This is a genomic window from Thalassospira sp. CA1 (genome assembly GCF_059052855.1).
On sequence record NZ_JBZCIA010000001.1, the window covers coordinates 110,277 to 128,896 of the forward strand.

Sequence of the window (18,620 nt, forward strand, 5' to 3'; positions counted from 1 at the left end):
CTTCCGGGCCAAGGTCCAAGCCAAACCCGTCAGGAAAAATGCTTGATAATGCGCGCACTTAACGCACGGGCAACCCCGGTCTTGCTTTGGCGTTCCCACCGTTCATCACTGGTTTCGTCATCGCCTGAAATCAGGCAAATCTCGTTATCATCACCGCCAAAGGTCCCGGTCGCGGGCGCCACATCATTGGCCAGGATCCAGTCACACCCCTTGCGTGCCCTTTTGGCGCGGGCATGGTCGGTTACATTTTCCGTCTCGGCGGCAAATCCGATCACAAGTCCCGGTCGCATTGGCCCGGCCTTGCTGATGGTCGCCAGAATGTCCGGATTTTCCGAAAGCTTCAGGTCCGGGATCACCCCCGATCCATCTTTCTTAAGCTTCTGACCGGCTTCATCAGCCGTGCGCCAATCGGCGACCGCCGCGGCACAAACGGCAATATCAGCGGGAAGGGCGGCCTGCACGGCACCCAGCATCTCGCGTGCGGTTTCGATGCGCACGACCTTCACCCCTGCGGGATCGGGCAGGGTCACCGGACCCGTCACCAGCGTCACATCGGCACCAGCCTGTACCAGCACCTCGGCAATGGCATGGCCCTGCTTGCCTGAGGACCGGTTGGCGATATAACGCACCGGATCAATCGGCTCGTGCGTCGGGCCGCTGGTGACCACTGCCTTTTTACCGGCAAGGGGTTTGGGCGCGTCTTGCTGTTCCAGGAAATCAACAACACTTGCGATAATCTCGGCCGGTTCGGCCAAACGGCCCGATCCAAACTCACCACAGGCAAGGTCGCCAGACGCTGGGCCGACGCGCAACACGCCACGGCTTTCAAGGGTGGCGATATTGGCTTGCGTCGCCGGATGGTTCCACATCTCGACATTCATCGCGGGCGCAATCATCACCGGCTTGTTGGTCGCAAGTAACGCAGTTGTCGCCAGATCACCGGCCTGTCCGGTGGCCATCTTGGCCAGAATATCGGCACTTGCCGGGGCGACCAGAACAAGGTCCGCCTCACGCGACAGGCGGATATGGCCCATTTCCGCTTCATCGGTCAGGGAAAACAGATCCTGATAGACCTTGTTTTCGGTCAGTGCCGCAACCGAAAGCGGTGTCACGAACTCGGCCCCGCCCTTGGTCAGGATGGCGCGGATATGGATCCCGCGATCACGCAACCGACGGATCACCTCAAGCACCTTATAGGCGGCAATGCCACCCGAGATGATCAGAAGGACACTCTTTCGATTTAAGTCACTTGGCACTGTGATTACCAATTAATTACGGTTAAGAAGTGTGGTTAACCTACATTGTCCCCTAATCGGGCGCAAGAACCCAATCAAGAACAGGATGAAAGCGGCACGATTGTTTGAAAAACGCCATGCCCGGTATCTGGACATGGCGTTGGTTTTATTTGGATTTCAGATCCCGACGTTGATTATCGGGTTTTAAGCCATCAAGCGGTTGCTTATGGAACGGTATAAAGCATCCCGAACCAGCGCCAGCGTGAATCTGGCCCCATGGCGGTGCAGTTGATCCGCCAGCGTCCGCTTGAAACCGGACCATCAAGGCGGATTTCAACCCGTTCTTCGCCAAGGCGCGACATGGTCGGCTCCCCTTCGGACGGATAACAGTTCATCGACGGAGCCGGTTCTGCCAGCGTAAAGCCAAAGGCCGGCGGATTGCGGGTCAGGGTGTAATCAGCCGGTGTGACATCACTGACCACAAGCGGCAGGGAATTCGCCGCCAGATTAAACCGGTCCATCGCGCCGTAATGCTCGTTTAGGGCATAACGCGGCAGATACATGAAATCGGATTCGCTATGCATTGCACCGCTTTGCTGGCCAAAGGCGGCGCGATACCCGGCTTCCTTGACCGCGGCAATCACCTCGCCATTGGCCTCCCCATAAGGATAAGCAAAGATTTCCGGCACATAGCCGAGTTCTTCCTCGAACCGGGCGGCAGAATTGGCGAGCTCTGCCTTGACGCGATCAATGTCGAAATCAGGCAGATGGGCGTGATTCTGGCTGTGACCACCAATCGTCACACCCGCCTTGGACAATTCGCGCACCATGTCCCAGGTCATGTAGTTGGCATAGCCCGAATCAAGTTGTTCGGTGGAAACAAACACGGTGAAGGGCAGGTTGTGTTCACGAAATACCGGCCAGGCCTTTTCGTAAACCGAACGATAGGCATCATCGACCGTAATGCCGATGGTGCGATCCGGAAGCCCCTTGCCATCGGCAAGCGCACTGACAATCTGCGGAACGCCCATGACGGTATAGGGGCCACTGGTCAGTTCTTTGACGTGCTGGTCGAACTGTTCCATCGTGATGTTGGTCGAAGGATATTCGCCCTCGCCAAAGCGATGATACATAAACACCACGGCCGATGTCGCGTCTCCGCTTGGCGCAACCATTTCCTGATCCGCATTTTGCGGCGCATCGGACTGGGTCGCGTCCTGTGCTGTTGCCTCGGTCGTCGGTACGTCCGGGGTTTCCGGGGTTTCGGCACCATCTGCACCCGTTACCGCAGGCTCCGCCGTGGTCGCCTCAACCGTTTCATCTGTTGCAGGTGCGCTATCCGACGCGATCTGGGCAAAGCCCGCCGTAGCACCAAAAGTAAGCCCAACCGCGAAGGAGACACCGACAATAAGGCCGTGCATCCTGCGCGGCGGTTTCACCCGCATCACTGCCGAAATTGCGCTGTGCCCTTTGGTCTCAACTGCCATATCTGTTTCCAGTATCTTGCGATCCACCCACGCCGGGGCGCAACTCATTCGCGCCCTCGGATCTCCCCCCAGTAGAAAACCCGGCTCCTGCCCCACGCAATGCGTTTTGCAGGGTCATTTTGACTTCGAAAATACCAGTGAACCGATTGTTTTTCCACAGTTCATATCAGCTCTTGCCAATTGTCCGCCACATTACAAATCTAATGGTAACCATATCGAACTTTTGGCAACCACTTCTGATTGACGAGGATGCATGCTTAATTCTGATGGACTTGACCTTCTTTTTCACAATGGCCGCACCCACAATGTCTGGCACGACAAACCGGTTGACCCGGCACTTCTCAAAAAGGCCTGGGAGCTGACCGTATTGGGGCCGACAAGTGCCAATTGCGAACCGATGCGCATTACATTTGTCACCACCGACGAGGCCCGTGCACGCCTTAAACCCTGCCTGGCAGAGGGCAATATCGAAAAAACCATGACGGCACCGGTGACTGCGATCATCGCCCATGACATGGAATTTTACGAAAAACTGCCCGATCTGTTCCCCCATACCGATGCCCGGTCGTGGTTTGCCGGCAAGGAAGAGGCCATCAAAACCACCGCATTTCGTAATGGCACGCTGCAGGCAGGCTATTTCATCCTCGCCCTTCGGGCCGTTGGCCTTGATTGTGGCGGGATGTCGGGCTTTGATAACGCCAAGGTCGATGCCGAATTCTTTGCTGGCACCCCGTATAAAAGCAACTTCCTACTCAATATCGGCTATGGCGATGGCAGCAAGCTGTTTGAACGCCAGCCGCGCCTGAGCTTCGACCAGGGTGCTGAAATCATCTGATCAGGCTTTTGATCACAACAAACATAGACCTGACCGGCGGGCGTTAAAACACCCGCCCGCCGGTTGGCGCAAACCGATACGCTCCCCACATGAGCATCTTGCCCAAAGGCGTTGGGCAGAGGACGGCATCGCCACGCACCCGACAGATATTTTCAATCACTTCAGTGCTTAGAAAACTGTCATCAAAGTTTTATTTGATCTTTACTGGCCCATAACCATTTTAGGTCCACTTTTGATCACACGCGTGATAAACCGCCGTCACCCCGTTTAAACAGGAGCGTTAATTGGGTTTCCGCCAATTGATACTTACGGCTTTGGCCGTTGCCTTTCCGGCAGGTGTTGTCTTTGTCGTCCTTGCGGCGATGGAGCAGCTTGGCTGGGGCACAGCGATCCTGTCTGCGACCGCCGCGTGGCTCGGGGCTGCGGCGATCTTGCGCATCTATTTTGGCGATCTGCGCCGGGTGGCACGCTATGCGACCGATCTGCGCGACCGCTATAAAGGCACCCCGCCGCAACGTATCAGCTTTGCCGCCGCGTCCGAGCTTTCATCGCTCTATACCCAGATTGCCACGGCATTTCGTGATCGCATCGCCCTGCTTGAGGCACAAACCAGCACCGATGCCGAAATCCTTGATCACCTGCCCAACCCGGTGGTGATGGTCAATCGCCATCGCGTGGTTACCGGGTTTAACCGGGCGGCCAAGGGCCTGTTTCATAACCTTGAAACCGGCCGTGATCTGACGCGCTTTATTCGCGACCCGATCCTGCTGGATGCCTTTGATGATGTCGCAAGCGCGCGCGAAACCATGAAGCATGCGGAATTTGTGCTGGCGGCTGACGCGCACCGTCACTTTGATGTGCTGACCGCGCGCCTGCCTGCTGCTGCAGGCGATCGGAACTTCGTTCTGACGTTCTCTGATCTGACCGAGCTTCGCAAACTTGAACAGATGCGCGCCGACTTCGCGACCGATGCCGGGCACGAACTGCGTACCCCGCTTTCGGTGCTGCTGGGCTTTATCGAAACGCTTGAAGGTCCGGCCAAGGACGATCCGGATGCGCTCAACCAGTTCCTGCCGGTGATGCGCGATCAGGCCCAGCGCATGCAGCATCTGATCGAAGACCTGCTGTCTCTTGCCCGGATCGAGCTTAATGAACATACCCCGCCCTCCGAAGATTGCGATGTTGGCAAGATCATTGGCAAGGTCGCCAAAAGCCTCGCCCTGAAGGCCGAAGCCAAAGGCATGAACATCCGTGTCACCAGCACGCTTGATGACACCGAAATGGTTGGCGAGGAAAAGGAACTGACCCAGGTCTTTGTCAATCTGGTCGAGAACGCCATCAAATACGGCCACGCCAATACCGATGTCGAAGTTTCAATCAGTCTGGCGAAAAACCCGCCGGGTGCACTTGCCCGCTTCCGCCATGACCGCATTATGGCCGTTGCCATCCGCGATCATTCCGATGGCATCGCCCGTGAACACCTGCCGCGCCTGACGGAACGTTTCTATCGCGTTGATACTGCACGCTCCCGCGCGGTTGGCGGCACCGGCCTCGGCCTCGCCATCGTCAAACACCTCGTGCAACGCCACCGCGGCACCATGCAGATCGAAAGCGAACAAGGTGTCGGATCGGTCTTTACGGTCTATCTCCCGGCCAAAACCGGCGACAATGTTCGGAAACTGCATTCCGCCTAAGCGTCTGGAAACATGCAAAAACAAAAAGGCCAGCAACATCGTGCTGGCCTTTTGCATATCTGGTCCGATTGAACGTTTCGGTTACAGAATAAACTTCGAAAGGTCGGTATCCTTGGCCAGGTCTTCGACCTGTTCGCGGACATAATTGGCATCGACCTTGAACGTCTCGCCCCCACGGTCGGTGGCGGTAAAGCTGATATCATCGAGCAGCTTTTCGAGCACCGTATGCAGGCGACGCGCCCCGATATTTTCGACCGATTCGTTTACATTGGCCGAAATACGGGCAATTTCATCGACCGCATCTTCGGTGAAGTCGAGTGTCACATCCTCGGTCTTCATAAGCGCGATATACTGTTTGATCAGGGATGCTTCCGGCTCCATCAGGATGCGGCGGAAGTCGCCCTCGGTCAGCGCCTTAAGCTCAACCCGGATCGGCAGTCGACCCTGCAATTCCGGCAGAAGATCAGACGGCTTTGCAAGGTGGAAAGCACCAGAACAGATAAACAGGATATGGTCGGTTTTGACCGTGCCATGCTTGGTTGAAACGTTGGTCCCTTCGATCAGCGGCAACAGATCGCGCTGAACACCTTCGCGCGACACATCGCCACCACGTTCGGACCGCGCGGTGATCTTGTCGATTTCATCCAGGAACACGATGCCGTTCTGTTCGACATTTTCAATCGCCTCGGCGGTGACCTTGTCATTATCAAGAAGCTTGTCGCCTTCTTCATCGATCAGGCGCTCAAAGGCTTCTTCGACCGTCATGCGCTTGGGCTTGGTATTGCCACCAAACGCCTTGCCGAACATGTCATTGAGGTTCAGCATCCCCATCTGTGCCCCGGGCATGCCCGGAATGTCGATGGTCGGCATTGAGGCCGCACTGCTTTCCTGCACGTTGATTTCGATTTCTTTGTGCTGAAGCTCGCCCTCGCGCAGCATCTTGCGGAACTTCTGGCGGGTCTCGGACGATGCATTTTCACCGACCAAACCATCAAGAATGCGTTCCTCGGCCTGCATTTCGGCCTTGGCGCGGACTTTCTTGCGCATGCTTTCGCGGGTCAGATCAATCGAAACTTCCACCAGATCACGCACGATCTGTTCGACATCGCGCCCGACATAACCGACTTCGGTGAATTTGGTCGCTTCGATCTTGATGAACGGGGCCTCGGCCAGTTTGGCAAGGCGACGCGCGATTTCGGTTTTACCGACACCGGTCGGGCCGATCATCAGGATGTTTTTCGGAAGCACCTCATTGCGCATGGTTTCGTCAAGCTGCTGACGGCGCCAGCGGTTACGCAGCGCAATGGCGACCGCGCGCTTGGCATCCTTCTGACCGATGATGTGACGGTCCAGTTCGGAAACAATTTCGCGCGGGCTGTAATGTTGGGTCATGATTTATTCCGTATCTTTTTGCGACGAATGCCGTAACAAGGCCCGGTTTGGCGCCTTGATTATTTCGCATCCTCAAGATCAATTTTTTCAAGCAAGACATTGCCATTGGTGTAGACGCAAATCTCACCGGCAATCGCCATGGCCTTGCGGGCAATTTCTTCGGCACTGAGGTCCTGATCAAGCAGGGCCCGTGCCGCAGCAAGCGCATAGTTACCACCCGAACCAATGGCGATAATGCCGTCTTCGGGTTCAAGAACATCACCCTGGCCGGTCAGAACCAGTGACACGTCCTTATCGGCCACCGCCATCATGGCTTCGAGCTTGCGAAGGTAACGATCGGTTCGCCAGTCCTTGGCCAATTCGACGCAGGCGCGCATCGTCTGGCCCGGATGACGATCAAGCTTGGCTTCAAGCCGTTCCAGCAGGGTAAAGGCATCCGCCGTTGCCCCGGCAAAGCCCACCATAATCTCGCCCTTCTGGCCGACCCGGCGCACCTTGCGGGCATTGCCCTTGATCACCGTCGGACCAAGCGAGACCTGACCATCACCGGCCACCACGACTTCATTGCCCTTGCGCACGGACAGAATTGTCGTGCCATGCCAGCTTTGTTGTTCGCTCATGAATTATCCTTGAATCTCATCGATTGCTTCGCCCAAGAGTTAGCACGGCAGACGCCCCGGTCAAGGGCAGAAGCCACCCGCAACCGCCGCTTCCGCTGACCGCGCGACCTTCATGTCGACCAAAACACAGTTTCAACGCTGAGATACCCAAAAAATTCAAGGCATACCCGCGCCACATGCTTTACCCTTGGTGATGGTAAAAGAATTTGATGGTAAAAGAATTTCAAGAAGACAGGACCAGAGCCCATGAGCAGCGATCTTACCCAAACCCATCTTGGCAAATGCATTCTTGCCGGTCAGGGCAAAATCAAGGCCGATCTGGTTCTGCGGAATATCGGCTTGCTTGACGTCATCACCGGCAAGGTCACCGAAACCGATATCGCCATTGTCGGCGACCGGATTGTCGGCACCCATGACAGCTATGCTGGCGAGACCGAGATTGATTGCACCGGCAAGTTCGCCGTGCCGGGCTTTATCGATACCCACCTGCATATTGAAAGCTCGCTCGTTACCCCGCTCGAGTTTGATCGTTGTGTGCTGCCCCATGGTGTCACCACGGTCCTGTGTGACCCGCACGAAATTGCCAATGTGCTGGGGTCCGAGGGCATCAAATACTTCCTGGATTGCGCCGAGCAGACCGTGATGGATGTGCGGGTTAATCTGTCATCCTGCGTACCGGCCACCGCGTTCGAGACCGCCGGTGCGCGGCTTGAAATCGAAGACCTTCTGCCGTTCCGGTCGCACGAAAAGGTCGTCGGGCTGGCGGAAATGATGAACTATCCCGGCGTACTCAACCTTGATCCGGGCATCATGGCCAAGCTCGAAGCCTTTCAGGATGGTCATATTGATGGGCATGCGCCGCTGGTGCGCGGAATGGACCTGAACGGCTATATGGCCGCTGGCATCCGTACCGATCACGAAGCCACCTCGGCCGAGGAAGCCCGCGAAAAGCTTGCCAAGGGTATGGCGATCCTGATCCGCGAAGGTTCGGTGTCCAAGGATCTAGAGGCTTTGGCAGAGATTCTTGATGAAAACAGCTCAAGCTTCGTCGCACTCTGCACTGATGACCGCAACCCGCTTGATATCGGCGAAGAAGGTCATCTTGATAGTCTTGTTTCGCGATTAATCGGTCATTTGAAGGCACGTAATTGCCCGATCCATCATGCCTATCGCGCGGCATCGCATTCGGCGGCCCGCATTTTCGGCCTGCGTGATCGCGGTTTAATCGGGCCGGGCTGGCGGGCCGATATCGCCATCCTTGATGATCTGGAAGCCTGCCACGTCACCGACGTCATCGCAGGTGGCCGCCTTGTCACCAAGGATCTGTTTGCCAAACGCAAAGAAATTGCACCGGTCGGTTTGACGTCGATGAAGGCCACCCCGGTCACGGCAGAGGCCTTTGCCTGCGATCCCAAACCGGGTCAGAACCAGACCCCGGTGATCAAGGTCAAACCGGGCCTTATCCTGACCTTCCGGGATGAAGCAACGCTTGAAATTGGCGAAAATGGCCTCAAACCCGATCTGGACAATGACGTGATCAAGGTCGCCGTCGTCGAACGCCACGGCATCAATGGCAATATCGGGCGCAGCTTCGTGCGCGGCTTTGGCCTCAAACGCGGGGCGATAGCCTCCTCCGTCGGGCATGACAGCCACAACATCACCGTGGTCGGTGCCAGCGATGCCGACATGGCAGCTGCCGTCAATCGCCTGATTGAAATGGGCGGCGGCTTTGCGGTTGCCGATGGCGGCAAGGTCACGGCCGAACTGGCCCTGCCGGTTGCGGGCCTTATGAGCCTCGAGCCGTTTGAAATCGTCGAGGAACACCTGATTGATCTGCGCAAGGCGGCCAAGGATCTGGGATGTGTTTTGCCCGAACCGTTCCTGCAAGTCGCCTTCCTGGCCCTGCCGGTGATACCGCACCTGAAAATGACCGACCGCGGCCTGTTTGATGTCGATAAGTTCGACTTTGTTTAGAATAACTCCGAATAACCATTGCGATTTTTTTTACCTGATCACTCAACGTATTGTTGTTTTTCATCGGCCGCGACTTAAATCTTTCAAGTATCGCTCTGTGAACAGGCGGCACTCTGTCGCCTGGCATGATGGATATACGATCAGGTGAAAATCAGGCTTCAGATTGGCGTTACCGCTGCGTTTACGACGATTGCAGTCGTGATGCTGGGGGTGACGGTTGCGTTTTTGTATAACAGCAACCGCAACCTTGCCCTGCAAACCGCCCGTGCCGAAATGGAAAGTGCCCGGCAGAAATCGATTGATGGCCTGATCAACGTGATCTTGCCTGTCGGACAGGTTGTCAACACCACCGCCAATATGATCACATCCTTTCCCGGTGCGATTGCCGAGCCCACCGGCGGTTCAGTGATGGCCAGCCAGATAAAGGGATTACCGCAAATCTATGGCCTGTTTTTCGGGTTCGAAGATGATGGCCGGTTCTTTCAGGTAATCAAGATTCCCGATGGCCTTAAAACCTTTGGGCCCCGTAACGCGCCTATCCCCAAAGACAGCAAAATCATCTATCGCACGATTGATGACGCCCTGTCGGGCGAAAAAACAGATACCTATCTTTATCAATCGGACTGGGGGACGGTTACCGGCAAGGAAGAAAGTGCTGCCACCTATGACCCCAGAACCCGCGCCTGGTACGAAGGTGCAAAGAACAAGGACGGTATTTTTGTCAGTCCGTTCTATACCTTCAACAGCACCAACAAGCCCGGCGTAACCTTTGCAAAGCGCGTCCTGAACCCGGATCGCAGCCTGATGGGGATCGTCGGTGCGGATCTGACTTTGGAAAGCGTCAACAAGATCCTTGGCAATATCCGGATCGGGGAACAGGGTCGGGTGTTTATGCTCGATGCGCAACAGCGGGTTCTGGCCTATAACGGACCCTATGGCGGCAATGACAACGAGACACTTTTCAAAATCGACAATCGAACTATCAGCGACCCGATTGTCAGCCGCGCCATCGTAAGCTGGACCAATAACCCCGACACCTTCTTTGAATTCATTGATGAAACCGACGGGAAAAAGTATCTCGGCTCGGCGGCACCGATACCGGAAATCTTTGGCGTCGCGCCGGTTCTGGGTCTGATCGTGCCCGAGGATGAATTTGTCGGCGACATCAAGGCGACAACTCGCAATGTGCTGCAGATCGCAACCGCGATCCTCGTCTTTACCGTCATCCTGATCGCCATCATCTCGCGGATATTAAGCCGCCAGATCAATGCCGTCGCCGAAGAAGCCGAAAAAATCGGTCAATTTGATCTCGGCGGTGATTTCGATATGGAATCCCACATCTACGAGGTCGATGCCCTTTCCAAGGCGATGGCGAACATGAAGCTCAGCCTCAAAAGCTTTGGCGCCTATGTTCCGGCAGATGTTGTCAAATCGATCCTGTCAAACGGCAATCCGGTCGAAATCGGTGGCGAATCCCGCGAATTATCGATCATGTTTACCGACATCGAAGGCTTTACCGCCAAAACCGAAAACTATTCACCGACCGATCTGGCGCTTGAGCTTTCGAATTATTTTGCCGCCATGGAGCAGCAGATCACCATCAACGGAAATGGCACCATCGACAAATATATCGGCGATGCCATCATGGCGTTCTGGAATGCGCCAACCGATGATCCCGACCATGTGGATCATGCCTGCAAGGCGGCACTCGCCTGTCGTTTGGCCGGTCGCCGCCTGAACTCGATCTCCCGGGATTCCCGGCTGTTTCCCCTTTATACCCGCTTTGGCCTGCACACCGATCAGGTGGTTGTCGGCAATGTCGGCTCCGAAAATCGCCTGCAATATACTGCCCTTGGCGAGGCGGTAAACCTTGCCTCCCGGATTGAGGGGCTCAACAAGATTTACGGCACCCGTATTCTTGTCAGTGACGCCGTTGCAAAGCGCGCATCCGACACCTTCCTGCTTAGATATGTTGATCGCGTGGTTCCGCTCGGCACATCCCACCCGATTGATCTGTTTGAACTCATCGGTGATCGTGACGATACCTCAAACGCGCTTGTCGACATCGCCCGGCAGGAAACCGAAATCGCGGCATGGGATGCCTGTATGGACCTTTATCACCAACGGAAATGGGCCGAGGCACATGATACCTTCAAGGCGCATCTGGACGCTGCAACCACACCAAAGCTGGTTGAAATATACATCGAAAGATGCCGGGAATTTATCGATCATCCGCCCGAAAAAAACTGGGATGAAGTCAATCACATGACCCGTAAATAGCCCCAATATCACCGCACAGCCCGATTGGCGGCCTGATCCGGGCGCTAAAACCACTGTTTGCGGCCATTGCATAGCCACCTAGAACTGGCTTTTGTCGGACTTTATTGCTACATACGACCCGTCATATGCATCAATATCTGCAGGAAAGGAGCTTTGCATGCGCAAGGCCCGCGTTGAGCGTAACACAAACGAAACCCAGATCATGGTTGAACTGAACCTTGACGGGACCGGCGTTTATGACGTCGAGACCGGGGTCGGGTTCCTTGATCACATGCTCGAACAGCTTTCGCGTCACAGCCTGATGGACCTTAAAGTCCGGGCCAAGGGCGACCTGCATATTGATTTCCACCACACCACCGAAGATAGCGGCATTGCAATCGGCGAAGCCTTTGCCAAGGCGCTTGGCGACAAGAAGGGCATCACGCGCTATGGCAGCTGCCTGCTACCGATGGACGAGGCGCTGACCCGTGTCGCACTGGATATTTCAAGCCGTCCCTATCTGATCTGGAATGTCGAATTCACCCGCGACAAGCTGGGCGATATGGATACCGAGCTGTTCCGTGAATGGTTCCAGGGCTTTGCCCAGGCGGCTGGCATCACGCTGCATGTCGAGAACCTGTATGGTGAGAACAACCACCATATCATCGAAAGTGCCTTCAAGGCGCTTGCACGGTCCCTGCGCGTGGCAATCGAAATTGATCCGCGCAAGTCCGATGCCATCCCCTCGACCAAGGGCACGCTTGGCGGCTCCTTGTAAGCAGGTCAGTTCGATCTGATCGAAAATACACCGGTGGCACAGCAGACAAAACTCTGCCACCGGCCCAGAGAACCGGTTTTCGATGAAGGTTTACACAGTCCATACCCATCCCGGCGATGCCGACCCGATGGAGAACGCCATCCTGATCCGCGAAGGCTTCAATTTCTGGGCCTTTCTGCTCTCGGGCCTTTGGGCGTTGTACCATCGGCTTTGGCTGGGATTTTTCGGCCTTGTCGCGGTTTCGTTTCTTTGCACCTTTGCCGTCGAGCTGTTTGACGGCGGACCTGAAATGGACTTTGCCCTGGCGCTTGTGACCGGCATCGGCTTTGGCCTGATTGCCAATGACCTGCGTCGGCGCAAACTGGCCGCAAAGGGCTGGAAGATGGTCGATATCGTCGCAGGCCATGATGAGACTGACGCCGAACATCGCTGCTTTGAGCGTTCGAAGAATTCCCGGCTGCGCGTCCCACACTCCGCAGCTGCCCTTACCTCCACCCCCTCAACCGGGAGCCCATCCTACCCATGAGTGTTGCGATTATTGATTACGGTTCCGGCAATTTACGTTCATGCGCCAAGGCGTTCGAGCGTGCTGCACGTGAAACCGGCTTTTCTGACGAGATCATTGTCACCGATGACCCGGAAAAGGTCCGCAACGCCAGCCATATCGTGCTTCCGGGCGTTGGCGCCTATGCCGATTGCCGTGCGGGCCTTGATGCCGTGACGGGCATGGTTGATGTCCTCACCGAACAGGTTATTGCGGGCGGCAAACCGTTCTTTGGCATCTGTGTTGGCATGCAGTTGATGTCGACCGTCGGTCGTGAATTTGTCGTCACCGATGGCCTTGACTGGATTGCTGGCGAAGTCGTCGCGATTGAGCCCAACGACCCAATCCTTAAAATCCCGCATATGGGCTGGAACGAGCTGGTTCTTGATCCGGCGGGCAAGGCGCACCCGGTCCTTAAAGGCATTTCCGATGGCGATCACGCCTATTTCGTGCACAGCTATCACATGCATGTCACCAACCCGGATCAGCGACTGGCATCTGTTTCCTATGGCGAGAACATCACCGCCATGATCGGGCGTGACAACATGATCGGCACCCAGTTCCACCCGGAAAAAAGCCAGAAAACCGGGCTGACCATCATCGGGAACTTCCTGGGGTGGAAGCCATGATCGCACCATCTGATACCATTCAGCCGGGCGTCATTGCCGAACGCGTGACCGAACTGTCCGCAGGTGACATTTCCGATATCGTCGATGCCTGTACGCAGGCGATTGTCGAAGGCGGCGGCTTTGGCTGGCTCACACCGCCGGACCGTCCGGACATGGAAAAATACTGGCGCGGTGTGTTGCTGATGCCAGGGCGACATTTGTTTGTGTCGCGCGTTGATGGCATCATTTCCGGTGCCGCCCAGTTGATCGAAACACCGGCCAACCTCGAAGCTCAACGCCATTCCGCCCAGATTTCCGGCCATTTCGTCGCCCCTTGGGCACGCGGGCGCGGCAACGGCAAGGCGATCGTGCGTTCGATTGAATATTTCGCCCGTGAAGCGGGCTACAGCGTTTTGAAACTCGACCTTCGCGAAACCCAAGAAGCCGCCATCGCACTGTATAACGGGCTTGGATATGTCCGGTGGGGCATCAACCCCTATTACGCGATGGTCGATGGCAAGATGGTCGAAGGCTATTACTACACCAAGAAAATACAGGACACCGATCAGTGAACCTTTATCCCGCAATTGACCTGAAAGACGGCGCCTGTGTGCGCTTGCTTCGCGGCGACATGGACAAGGCAACCGTGTTTAACGATAATCCGGGCGCTCAGGCCGGTGAATTTGTGCAAGCGGGCTGCCATTGGGTTCATATCGTGGACCTGAACGGCGCCTTCGCCGGGGAGCCGGTCAATGGCGCGGCTGTGGACTCCATCCTTGCCGCCGTGTCGGGAAAGGCCCAGACGCAGCTTGGTGGCGGCATCCGCACCATGGAAACGGTTGATTATTGGCTAAACAAGGGCATCACACGTGTGATCCTGGGTACCGTCGCCCTTCGCAATCCGGATTTCGTCAAGGAAGCCTGTGCCAAATGGCCGGGCCGGATCGCGGTCGGCATTGATGCGCGCGATGGCTATGTCGCGGTGGAAGGCTGGGCGGAAACGTCTGAGGTCACCGCCCTCGAACTCGCCAAGAAATTTGAGGATTGCGGTGTGGCGGCGATCATCTTTACCGATATCGACCGTGATGGTGCGATGGGCGGCCCGAATATCGAGAGCACCGTGGCCCTGGCATCGGAAATCTCGACCCCGGTGATCGTCTCGGGCGGGGTTTCGTCGCTCGATGATCTGATCGCGGTCAAGCAACACACAAGCTCGGGCATTGATGGCGCGATTTCCGGTCGTGCGCTTTATGATGGCCGCATTGATCTGGCAGAGGCCATCGCGGCCCTTTCGTAACCGACCCAACAGGAAACAGACCATGCTGAAAACCCGTGTCATTCCCTGTCTTGACGTCAAGGACGGCCGCGTCGTCAAAGGGGTCAATTTCGTTGATCTGATCGATGCCGGCGACCCGGTCGAACAGGCGCGCATCTATGATGCAGAGGGTGCGGACGAGCTCTGCTTCCTCGATATCACCGCATCATCTGACAACCGCGATACCATCTTTGATGTGGTTGCCCGCACGGCCGAGGCCTGCTTTATGCCGGTCACCGTTGGTGGCGGTGTGCGAACCCTTGAAGACATCCGCAAGCTGCTTCTGGCCGGTGCCGACAAGGTTTCGATCAATACGGCCGCCGTCAAAAACCCCGATTTCGTGCGCGAAGCCGCGCGCAAGTTCGGATCGCAATGTATTGTGGTCTCGATCGACGCCAAATCGACCGGCCCCGACAAATTTGAAATCTTCACCCATGGCGGGCGTGAGCCGACCGGGATCGATGCCGTTTCGTTTGCAAAACAAATGGTCGAATATGGCGCGGGTGAGCTTCTTGTCACCTCGATGGATCGCGATGGCACCCAGTCGGGCTTTAACATCCCGCTGACCCGTACCATTGCCGATGCCGTGCATGTACCGGTTATTGCTTCGGGCGGGGTAGGGACGCTGGATCACATGGTCGAAGGCGTGCGTGATGCCCATGCATCGGCGGTTCTGGCCGCCTCGATCTTCCATTTCGGCACCTATCGCATTCGCGAGGTCAAGGAACACATGAAAGCCGCCGGTATTCCGGTACGTGAGGACTGAGATCATGGCCAACGCTGATAAAAGCCAACACATCCTTGATGCGCTTTACGCGACCGTGGCTGCCCGTAAGGGTGCGGACCCGGAAACCAGCTATACCGCCAAGCTATTTGCCAAGGGCACACCCAAAATCGCCCAGAAAGTTGGCGAAGAAGGCGTTGAGACCGTCATCGCAGCCCTGGCCGAAACCCCCGAAAAGGTTGCATCCGAAAGTGCCGACCTTCTGTATCACCTGACTGTGCTGTGGGCCGATCAGGGGGTAAAACCGGATGACGTCTGGAAGATCCTCGCCGAACGTCAGGGCATTTCAGGTATCACTGAGAAAGCATCGCGCAGCAAAGAGTAGATTTCTAATATTGGAAGGTGGAGAATTGAATGACTGATAAAGGTCCAATCCATGGCAGTGGCAAACTCCACCAAGAAGTTAAAAAGCTTGAGAAAATCTCCGAGAATGGCCCGGTTCATCTAACGGAAGACGAACACACCGGAGACCGTTTTTTAATTTATTCTGATGCCCATGGTCTACAAGTGCAGATCCATTTTGAGGGTGATGCTCTTTGGATGACGCAGGCTCAATTAGCTGCATTATTCGGTCGCGATGTGTCTGTTATTTCAAGACACATCAACAATATCTTGGAAGATGGTGAACTCGACAGCGAAAGCAATTTGCAAAAAATGCAAATTGCTTCTTCGACAAAACCTGTAACACTTTACAGCTTGGATATGGTGATATCGGTCGGATATCGCGTTGCGTCCAAAGAAGCAACGATGTTCCGAAAGTGGGCAACCGAAAAGCTTGTTCAATTTGCGTTGAAAGGCTTTGTCGTCGATGTAGAACGCTTGAAAAATCCGGATCAACGCGACCATTTCGCAGAACTTCGCGAAATCATTCGCGAAATCAGAGCATCAGAGGCGAATCTCTACAAAGAAGTAAGACAAATTTGTTCCCTTTGCAGCGACTACCATTTGCAAACAGAACAAGACAAGAACCTGTTTTTTGCGACCATTCAAAATAAGTTGCATTACGCTGTAACGGGCATGACAGGCGCTGAACTCCGAATGCATCGAGCAAACGCAAATTTGCCATCGATGGGTTTGAATTCTTGGTCAGGTGAGCATCCGCTTTCAAAAGATATTTACACCGCGAAAAACTATCTGGGTGATGCCGAGATTAGAGATCTCAATCGGTTTACAGGCATGCTTCTAGATTATTTCGAGCAAGAAACAGATTTACAGCGTTTGGTCACGATGGACGATGCTCGTTCTTCTCTGGACAAATTTATTCGCAATAACGAACGTCCTCTCCTAACAGGACCGGGTACAGCATCGAAAATAGCTGCGGATGAATATGTAAAAGAACAGTACAAGATCTTTGCTGAAAAAAGACGTAACCTCTCCAGCGATTAGCAAGACAAAAAATTGGTCACAAATTCAAGACAACGTTCAGGAGTCCCAGCATGGCCGTTCAGCCCTACGATCCGGAAAACACCTTTGCCAAAATCCTGCGCGGTGAAATCCCGTGCACCAAGGTCTATGAAGATGACCATGTGCTGGCCTTTAACGATATCGCGCCGCAGGCCCCGACCCACGTGCTGGTCATCCCCAAGGGCGCTTACACCAGCTATGACGACTTCGCACAGAATGCCTCGGACGCCGAAATCATCGCCTACACCCGCGCAATCGGCAAAATCTCCAGGGAAGCTGGCGTCGTTGAAGACGGCTACCGCCTGATCGCCAACACCCGCGAACACGGCCGCCAGGACGTCCCGCACCTGCATGTGCATATCCTGGGCGGTGAGAAACTGCCGCGGATGCTGCCGGGCGCCTAAGCGACTGGAAACTCATTAAAAAGGCAGGGCGCGCAATGCAAGACCCTGCCTTTTTTGTCCCATAATGGACCTACGATCACCGATGGCATCCAACATCCCCACAGCAGCCGAGATTTTCCAGACCCTAGCAGGCAACTGGACACTGGTGCGCGATCTAGGGGAGTCCGGGCAGTTTACCGGGAATGTCACGTTTCACGCTGCCGACCCGGACCAGCCGAATGTGCTGCGCTATCGCGAGGAGGGGTTTTTAACCCGCCCGGATGGCAAGCGGTTTGATGGCTATCGGGAATATGATTTTGTTTTGCACGAAGACCCGGCGGCGATCGAGCTTCTGTTTCGCGACCCTCTAAGTTTCGGCAATCGATATGTGTTGCTGCAATTTGGAGAGGAGGGTGAAGAAGGGGGTTGTGCGCGTGACATTCACCCCTGTGGGGATGACTTTTATCACCACTGCATGATCTGGAACGGGCCAGATCATTTCGAAACAAAAATAAAAATCACTGGTCCGAAGAAAGACCACCTGCTGCACAGTGTCTATCGACGCACCGAATAACCTGAATTACAGAAAATACATTCATCTTTTCAATATTTTGCAACGCCACCCTGACAATTCAGATTAACCATGGCGCGTTCCAAACCCGGAACTTCTGAATTTACCCGCCGCATTCTGACGTATTAAAGTGGTTCTAACACCACATCGTTGGATAATCTGGATAATCTTGGAGATTGACCATGTCTTCGCCATCTCTGCCCCCATTCCATCTGGCCTTCCCGATCAAATCGATATCTGACACCCGCGCGTTCTATATCGATATCCTCGGCTGTGAGGAGGGCCGCTCGACCGAGGCCTGGATTGATTTTGATTTCTTTGGGCATCAGCTTTCTGCCCATGTCCGCCCGGAGGCAGGTCAAAACAAGGGATCCGGTGATGTCGATGGTGATGCGGTGCCGATCCCGCATTTCGGGGCGGTTCTGGAATGGGAAAAATGGCACGCACTGGCCGACAAGCTTAAGGCGGCCAATGTCAAATTCCTGCTCGAACCCAAGATCCGCTTTAAGGGTGAGCCGGGCGAACAGGGGACCTTCTTTGTCGAAGATCCGGCGGGAAATGGCCTTGAATTCAAGACCTTCCGCGATCCAGCGATGATCTTTGCCCACTAAGTCTGCGCAAACCTAGTGCCGACCCGGCCTTGTGAAAGCAGGTCGGTCCGTGACAGACTGTGATTGACGCGCCAATTAACGCGCCGGAACGCTTTACGCTCTGGCGCGTTTGATATGCGCAAACCT

The 18,620-nt window shown here is 55.3% G+C and carries 19 protein-coding genes; 15 read left to right on the top strand and 4 right to left on the bottom strand.

From position 1 onward, the window contains the following. Positions 1–29 precede the first annotated feature (29 nt). Complete coding sequence (gene coaBC, locus AC5Q5A_RS00525; protein WP_493893958.1) at positions 30–1,256, bottom strand: bifunctional phosphopantothenoylcysteine decarboxylase/phosphopantothenate--cysteine ligase CoaBC; 1,227 nt, start codon at positions 1,254–1,256, stop codon at positions 30–32. A 203-nt stretch (positions 1,257–1,459) separates the two neighbouring features. Continuing rightward, positions 1,460–2,722 carry a polysaccharide deacetylase family protein gene (locus tag AC5Q5A_RS00530; protein ID WP_493893959.1) on the bottom strand — a complete coding sequence of 421 codons (1,263 nt, stop codon included), beginning with the start codon at positions 2,720–2,722 and terminating at the stop codon, positions 1,460–1,462. Positions 2,723–2,975: 253 nt separating this feature from the next. Between AC5Q5A_RS00530 and AC5Q5A_RS00535 the strand changes: the two genes are divergently transcribed. Both AC5Q5A_RS00535 and AC5Q5A_RS00540 read left to right on the top strand, forming a co-directional pair. Further along, a complete protein-coding gene (locus AC5Q5A_RS00535) occupies positions 2,976–3,557 on the top strand; it encodes a malonic semialdehyde reductase (protein WP_493893960.1) in 582 nt (193 codons plus the stop codon). Positions 3,558–3,841: 284 nt separating this feature from the next. Next, positions 3,842–5,251: an ATP-binding protein gene (locus AC5Q5A_RS00540; RefSeq protein ID WP_493893961.1), complete on the top strand. Its 1,410-nt coding sequence runs from the start codon at positions 3,842–3,844 to the stop codon at positions 5,249–5,251. Between the two features lie 81 nt (positions 5,252–5,332). Here AC5Q5A_RS00540 and hslU read toward each other — a convergent pair whose 3' ends face one another. Further along, positions 5,333–6,643, bottom strand: a complete 1,311-nt coding sequence (gene hslU / locus AC5Q5A_RS00545; protein WP_064780261.1) for an ATP-dependent protease ATPase subunit HslU — start codon at positions 6,641–6,643, stop codon at positions 5,333–5,335. Between the two features lie 59 nt (positions 6,644–6,702). Beyond that, positions 6,703–7,263, bottom strand: a complete 561-nt coding sequence (gene hslV / locus AC5Q5A_RS00550; RefSeq protein WP_493893962.1) for an ATP-dependent protease subunit HslV — start codon at positions 7,261–7,263, stop codon at positions 6,703–6,705. Between the two features lie 246 nt (positions 7,264–7,509). On the opposite strand from hslV, the gene ade reads away from it, so the two are divergent. From ade to AC5Q5A_RS00615, 13 genes are all read left to right on the top strand, one after another. Beyond that, on the top strand, positions 7,510–9,237 hold the full coding sequence (gene ade, locus AC5Q5A_RS00555; RefSeq protein WP_064787965.1) for an adenine deaminase: 1,728 nt from the start codon (positions 7,510–7,512) through the stop codon (positions 9,235–9,237). Positions 9,238–9,381: 144 nt separating this feature from the next. Continuing rightward, complete coding sequence (locus AC5Q5A_RS00560; protein ID WP_493893963.1) at positions 9,382–11,517, top strand: adenylate/guanylate cyclase domain-containing protein; 2,136 nt, start codon at positions 9,382–9,384, stop codon at positions 11,515–11,517. A gap of 157 nt (positions 11,518–11,674) precedes the next feature. Then, positions 11,675–12,274 carry an imidazoleglycerol-phosphate dehydratase HisB gene (gene hisB / locus AC5Q5A_RS00565; protein ID WP_008888824.1) on the top strand — a complete coding sequence of 200 codons (600 nt, stop codon included), beginning with the start codon at positions 11,675–11,677 and terminating at the stop codon, positions 12,272–12,274. A gap of 82 nt (positions 12,275–12,356) precedes the next feature. Further along, positions 12,357–12,800, top strand: coding sequence for a DUF2628 domain-containing protein (locus AC5Q5A_RS00570; RefSeq protein ID WP_296990935.1), 444 nt, complete (start codon positions 12,357–12,359; stop codon positions 12,798–12,800). Further along, complete coding sequence (gene hisH / locus AC5Q5A_RS00575) at positions 12,797–13,447, top strand: imidazole glycerol phosphate synthase subunit HisH (protein WP_493893964.1); 651 nt, start codon at positions 12,797–12,799, stop codon at positions 13,445–13,447. Before AC5Q5A_RS00570 ends, hisH begins: the two co-directional genes overlap by 4 nt. Next, positions 13,444–13,998 carry a GNAT family N-acetyltransferase gene (locus AC5Q5A_RS00580; protein WP_493893965.1) on the top strand — a complete coding sequence of 185 codons (555 nt, stop codon included), beginning with the start codon at positions 13,444–13,446 and terminating at the stop codon, positions 13,996–13,998. Before hisH ends, AC5Q5A_RS00580 begins: the two co-directional genes overlap by 4 nt. Next, entirely contained in the window at positions 13,995–14,723 is a 729-nt protein-coding gene (gene hisA / locus AC5Q5A_RS00585; protein ID WP_493893966.1) for a 1-(5-phosphoribosyl)-5-[(5-phosphoribosylamino)methylideneamino]imidazole-4-carboxamide isomerase, read from the top strand. The genes AC5Q5A_RS00580 and hisA overlap by 4 nt, the downstream gene beginning before the upstream one ends. 22 nt (positions 14,724–14,745) lie before the next feature. Beyond that, complete coding sequence (hisF, locus tag AC5Q5A_RS00590; RefSeq protein ID WP_120223844.1) at positions 14,746–15,507, top strand: imidazole glycerol phosphate synthase subunit HisF; 762 nt, start codon at positions 14,746–14,748, stop codon at positions 15,505–15,507. Positions 15,508–15,511: 4 nt separating this feature from the next. Continuing rightward, a complete protein-coding gene (locus tag AC5Q5A_RS00595) occupies positions 15,512–15,850 on the top strand; it encodes a phosphoribosyl-ATP diphosphatase (protein ID WP_493893967.1) in 339 nt (112 codons plus the stop codon). A 29-nt stretch (positions 15,851–15,879) separates the two neighbouring features. Then, a complete protein-coding gene (rhuM, locus tag AC5Q5A_RS00600; protein ID WP_493893968.1) occupies positions 15,880–16,911 on the top strand; it encodes a RhuM family protein in 1,032 nt (343 codons plus the stop codon). Between the two features lie 50 nt (positions 16,912–16,961). Next, positions 16,962–17,333, top strand: a complete 372-nt coding sequence (locus AC5Q5A_RS00605) for a histidine triad nucleotide-binding protein (protein ID WP_493893969.1) — start codon at positions 16,962–16,964, stop codon at positions 17,331–17,333. A gap of 82 nt (positions 17,334–17,415) precedes the next feature. After that, complete coding sequence (locus tag AC5Q5A_RS00610; RefSeq protein WP_493893970.1) at positions 17,416–17,886, top strand: DUF6314 family protein; 471 nt, start codon at positions 17,416–17,418, stop codon at positions 17,884–17,886. Positions 17,887–18,065: 179 nt separating this feature from the next. Then, positions 18,066–18,494 (top strand): VOC family protein, encoded by a 429-nt coding sequence (locus AC5Q5A_RS00615; RefSeq protein ID WP_493893971.1) that lies wholly within the window; start codon positions 18,066–18,068, stop codon positions 18,492–18,494. The last annotated feature ends 126 nt before the right edge of the window (positions 18,495–18,620 follow it).

What these genes read in the sequence shown, in the direction of transcription:
- AC5Q5A_RS00615 (WP_493893971.1), top strand. Translation starts at nt 18,066, where the DNA reads ATGTCTTCGCCATCTCTGCCCCCATTCCATCTGGCCTTCCCGATCAAA.
- hisH (WP_493893964.1), top strand. Translation starts at nt 12,797, where the DNA reads ATGAGTGTTGCGATTATTGATTACGGTTCCGGCAATTTACGTTCATGC.
- hisB (WP_008888824.1), top strand. Translation starts at nt 11,675, where the DNA reads ATGCGCAAGGCCCGCGTTGAGCGTAACACAAACGAAACCCAGATCATG.
- AC5Q5A_RS00605 (WP_493893969.1), top strand. Translation starts at nt 16,962, where the DNA reads ATGGCCGTTCAGCCCTACGATCCGGAAAACACCTTTGCCAAAATCCTG.
- AC5Q5A_RS00530 (WP_493893959.1), bottom strand. Translation starts at nt 2,722, where the DNA reads ATGGCAGTTGAGACCAAAGGGCACAGCGCAATTTCGGCAGTGATGCGG.
- AC5Q5A_RS00595 (WP_493893967.1), top strand. Translation starts at nt 15,512, where the DNA reads ATGGCCAACGCTGATAAAAGCCAACACATCCTTGATGCGCTTTACGCG.
- hslU (WP_064780261.1), bottom strand. Translation starts at nt 6,643, where the DNA reads ATGACCCAACATTACAGCCCGCGCGAAATTGTTTCCGAACTGGACCGT.
- AC5Q5A_RS00610 (WP_493893970.1), top strand. Translation starts at nt 17,416, where the DNA reads ATGGCATCCAACATCCCCACAGCAGCCGAGATTTTCCAGACCCTAGCA.
- AC5Q5A_RS00570 (WP_296990935.1), top strand. Translation starts at nt 12,357, where the DNA reads ATGAAGGTTTACACAGTCCATACCCATCCCGGCGATGCCGACCCGATG.
- hslV (WP_493893962.1), bottom strand. Translation starts at nt 7,263, where the DNA reads ATGAGCGAACAACAAAGCTGGCATGGCACGACAATTCTGTCCGTGCGC.
- ade (WP_064787965.1), top strand. Translation starts at nt 7,510, where the DNA reads ATGAGCAGCGATCTTACCCAAACCCATCTTGGCAAATGCATTCTTGCC.
- AC5Q5A_RS00580 (WP_493893965.1), top strand. Translation starts at nt 13,444, where the DNA reads ATGATCGCACCATCTGATACCATTCAGCCGGGCGTCATTGCCGAACGC.
- hisF (WP_120223844.1), top strand. Translation starts at nt 14,746, where the DNA reads ATGCTGAAAACCCGTGTCATTCCCTGTCTTGACGTCAAGGACGGCCGC.
- rhuM (WP_493893968.1), top strand. Translation starts at nt 15,880, where the DNA reads ATGACTGATAAAGGTCCAATCCATGGCAGTGGCAAACTCCACCAAGAA.
- AC5Q5A_RS00535 (WP_493893960.1), top strand. Translation starts at nt 2,976, where the DNA reads ATGCTTAATTCTGATGGACTTGACCTTCTTTTTCACAATGGCCGCACC.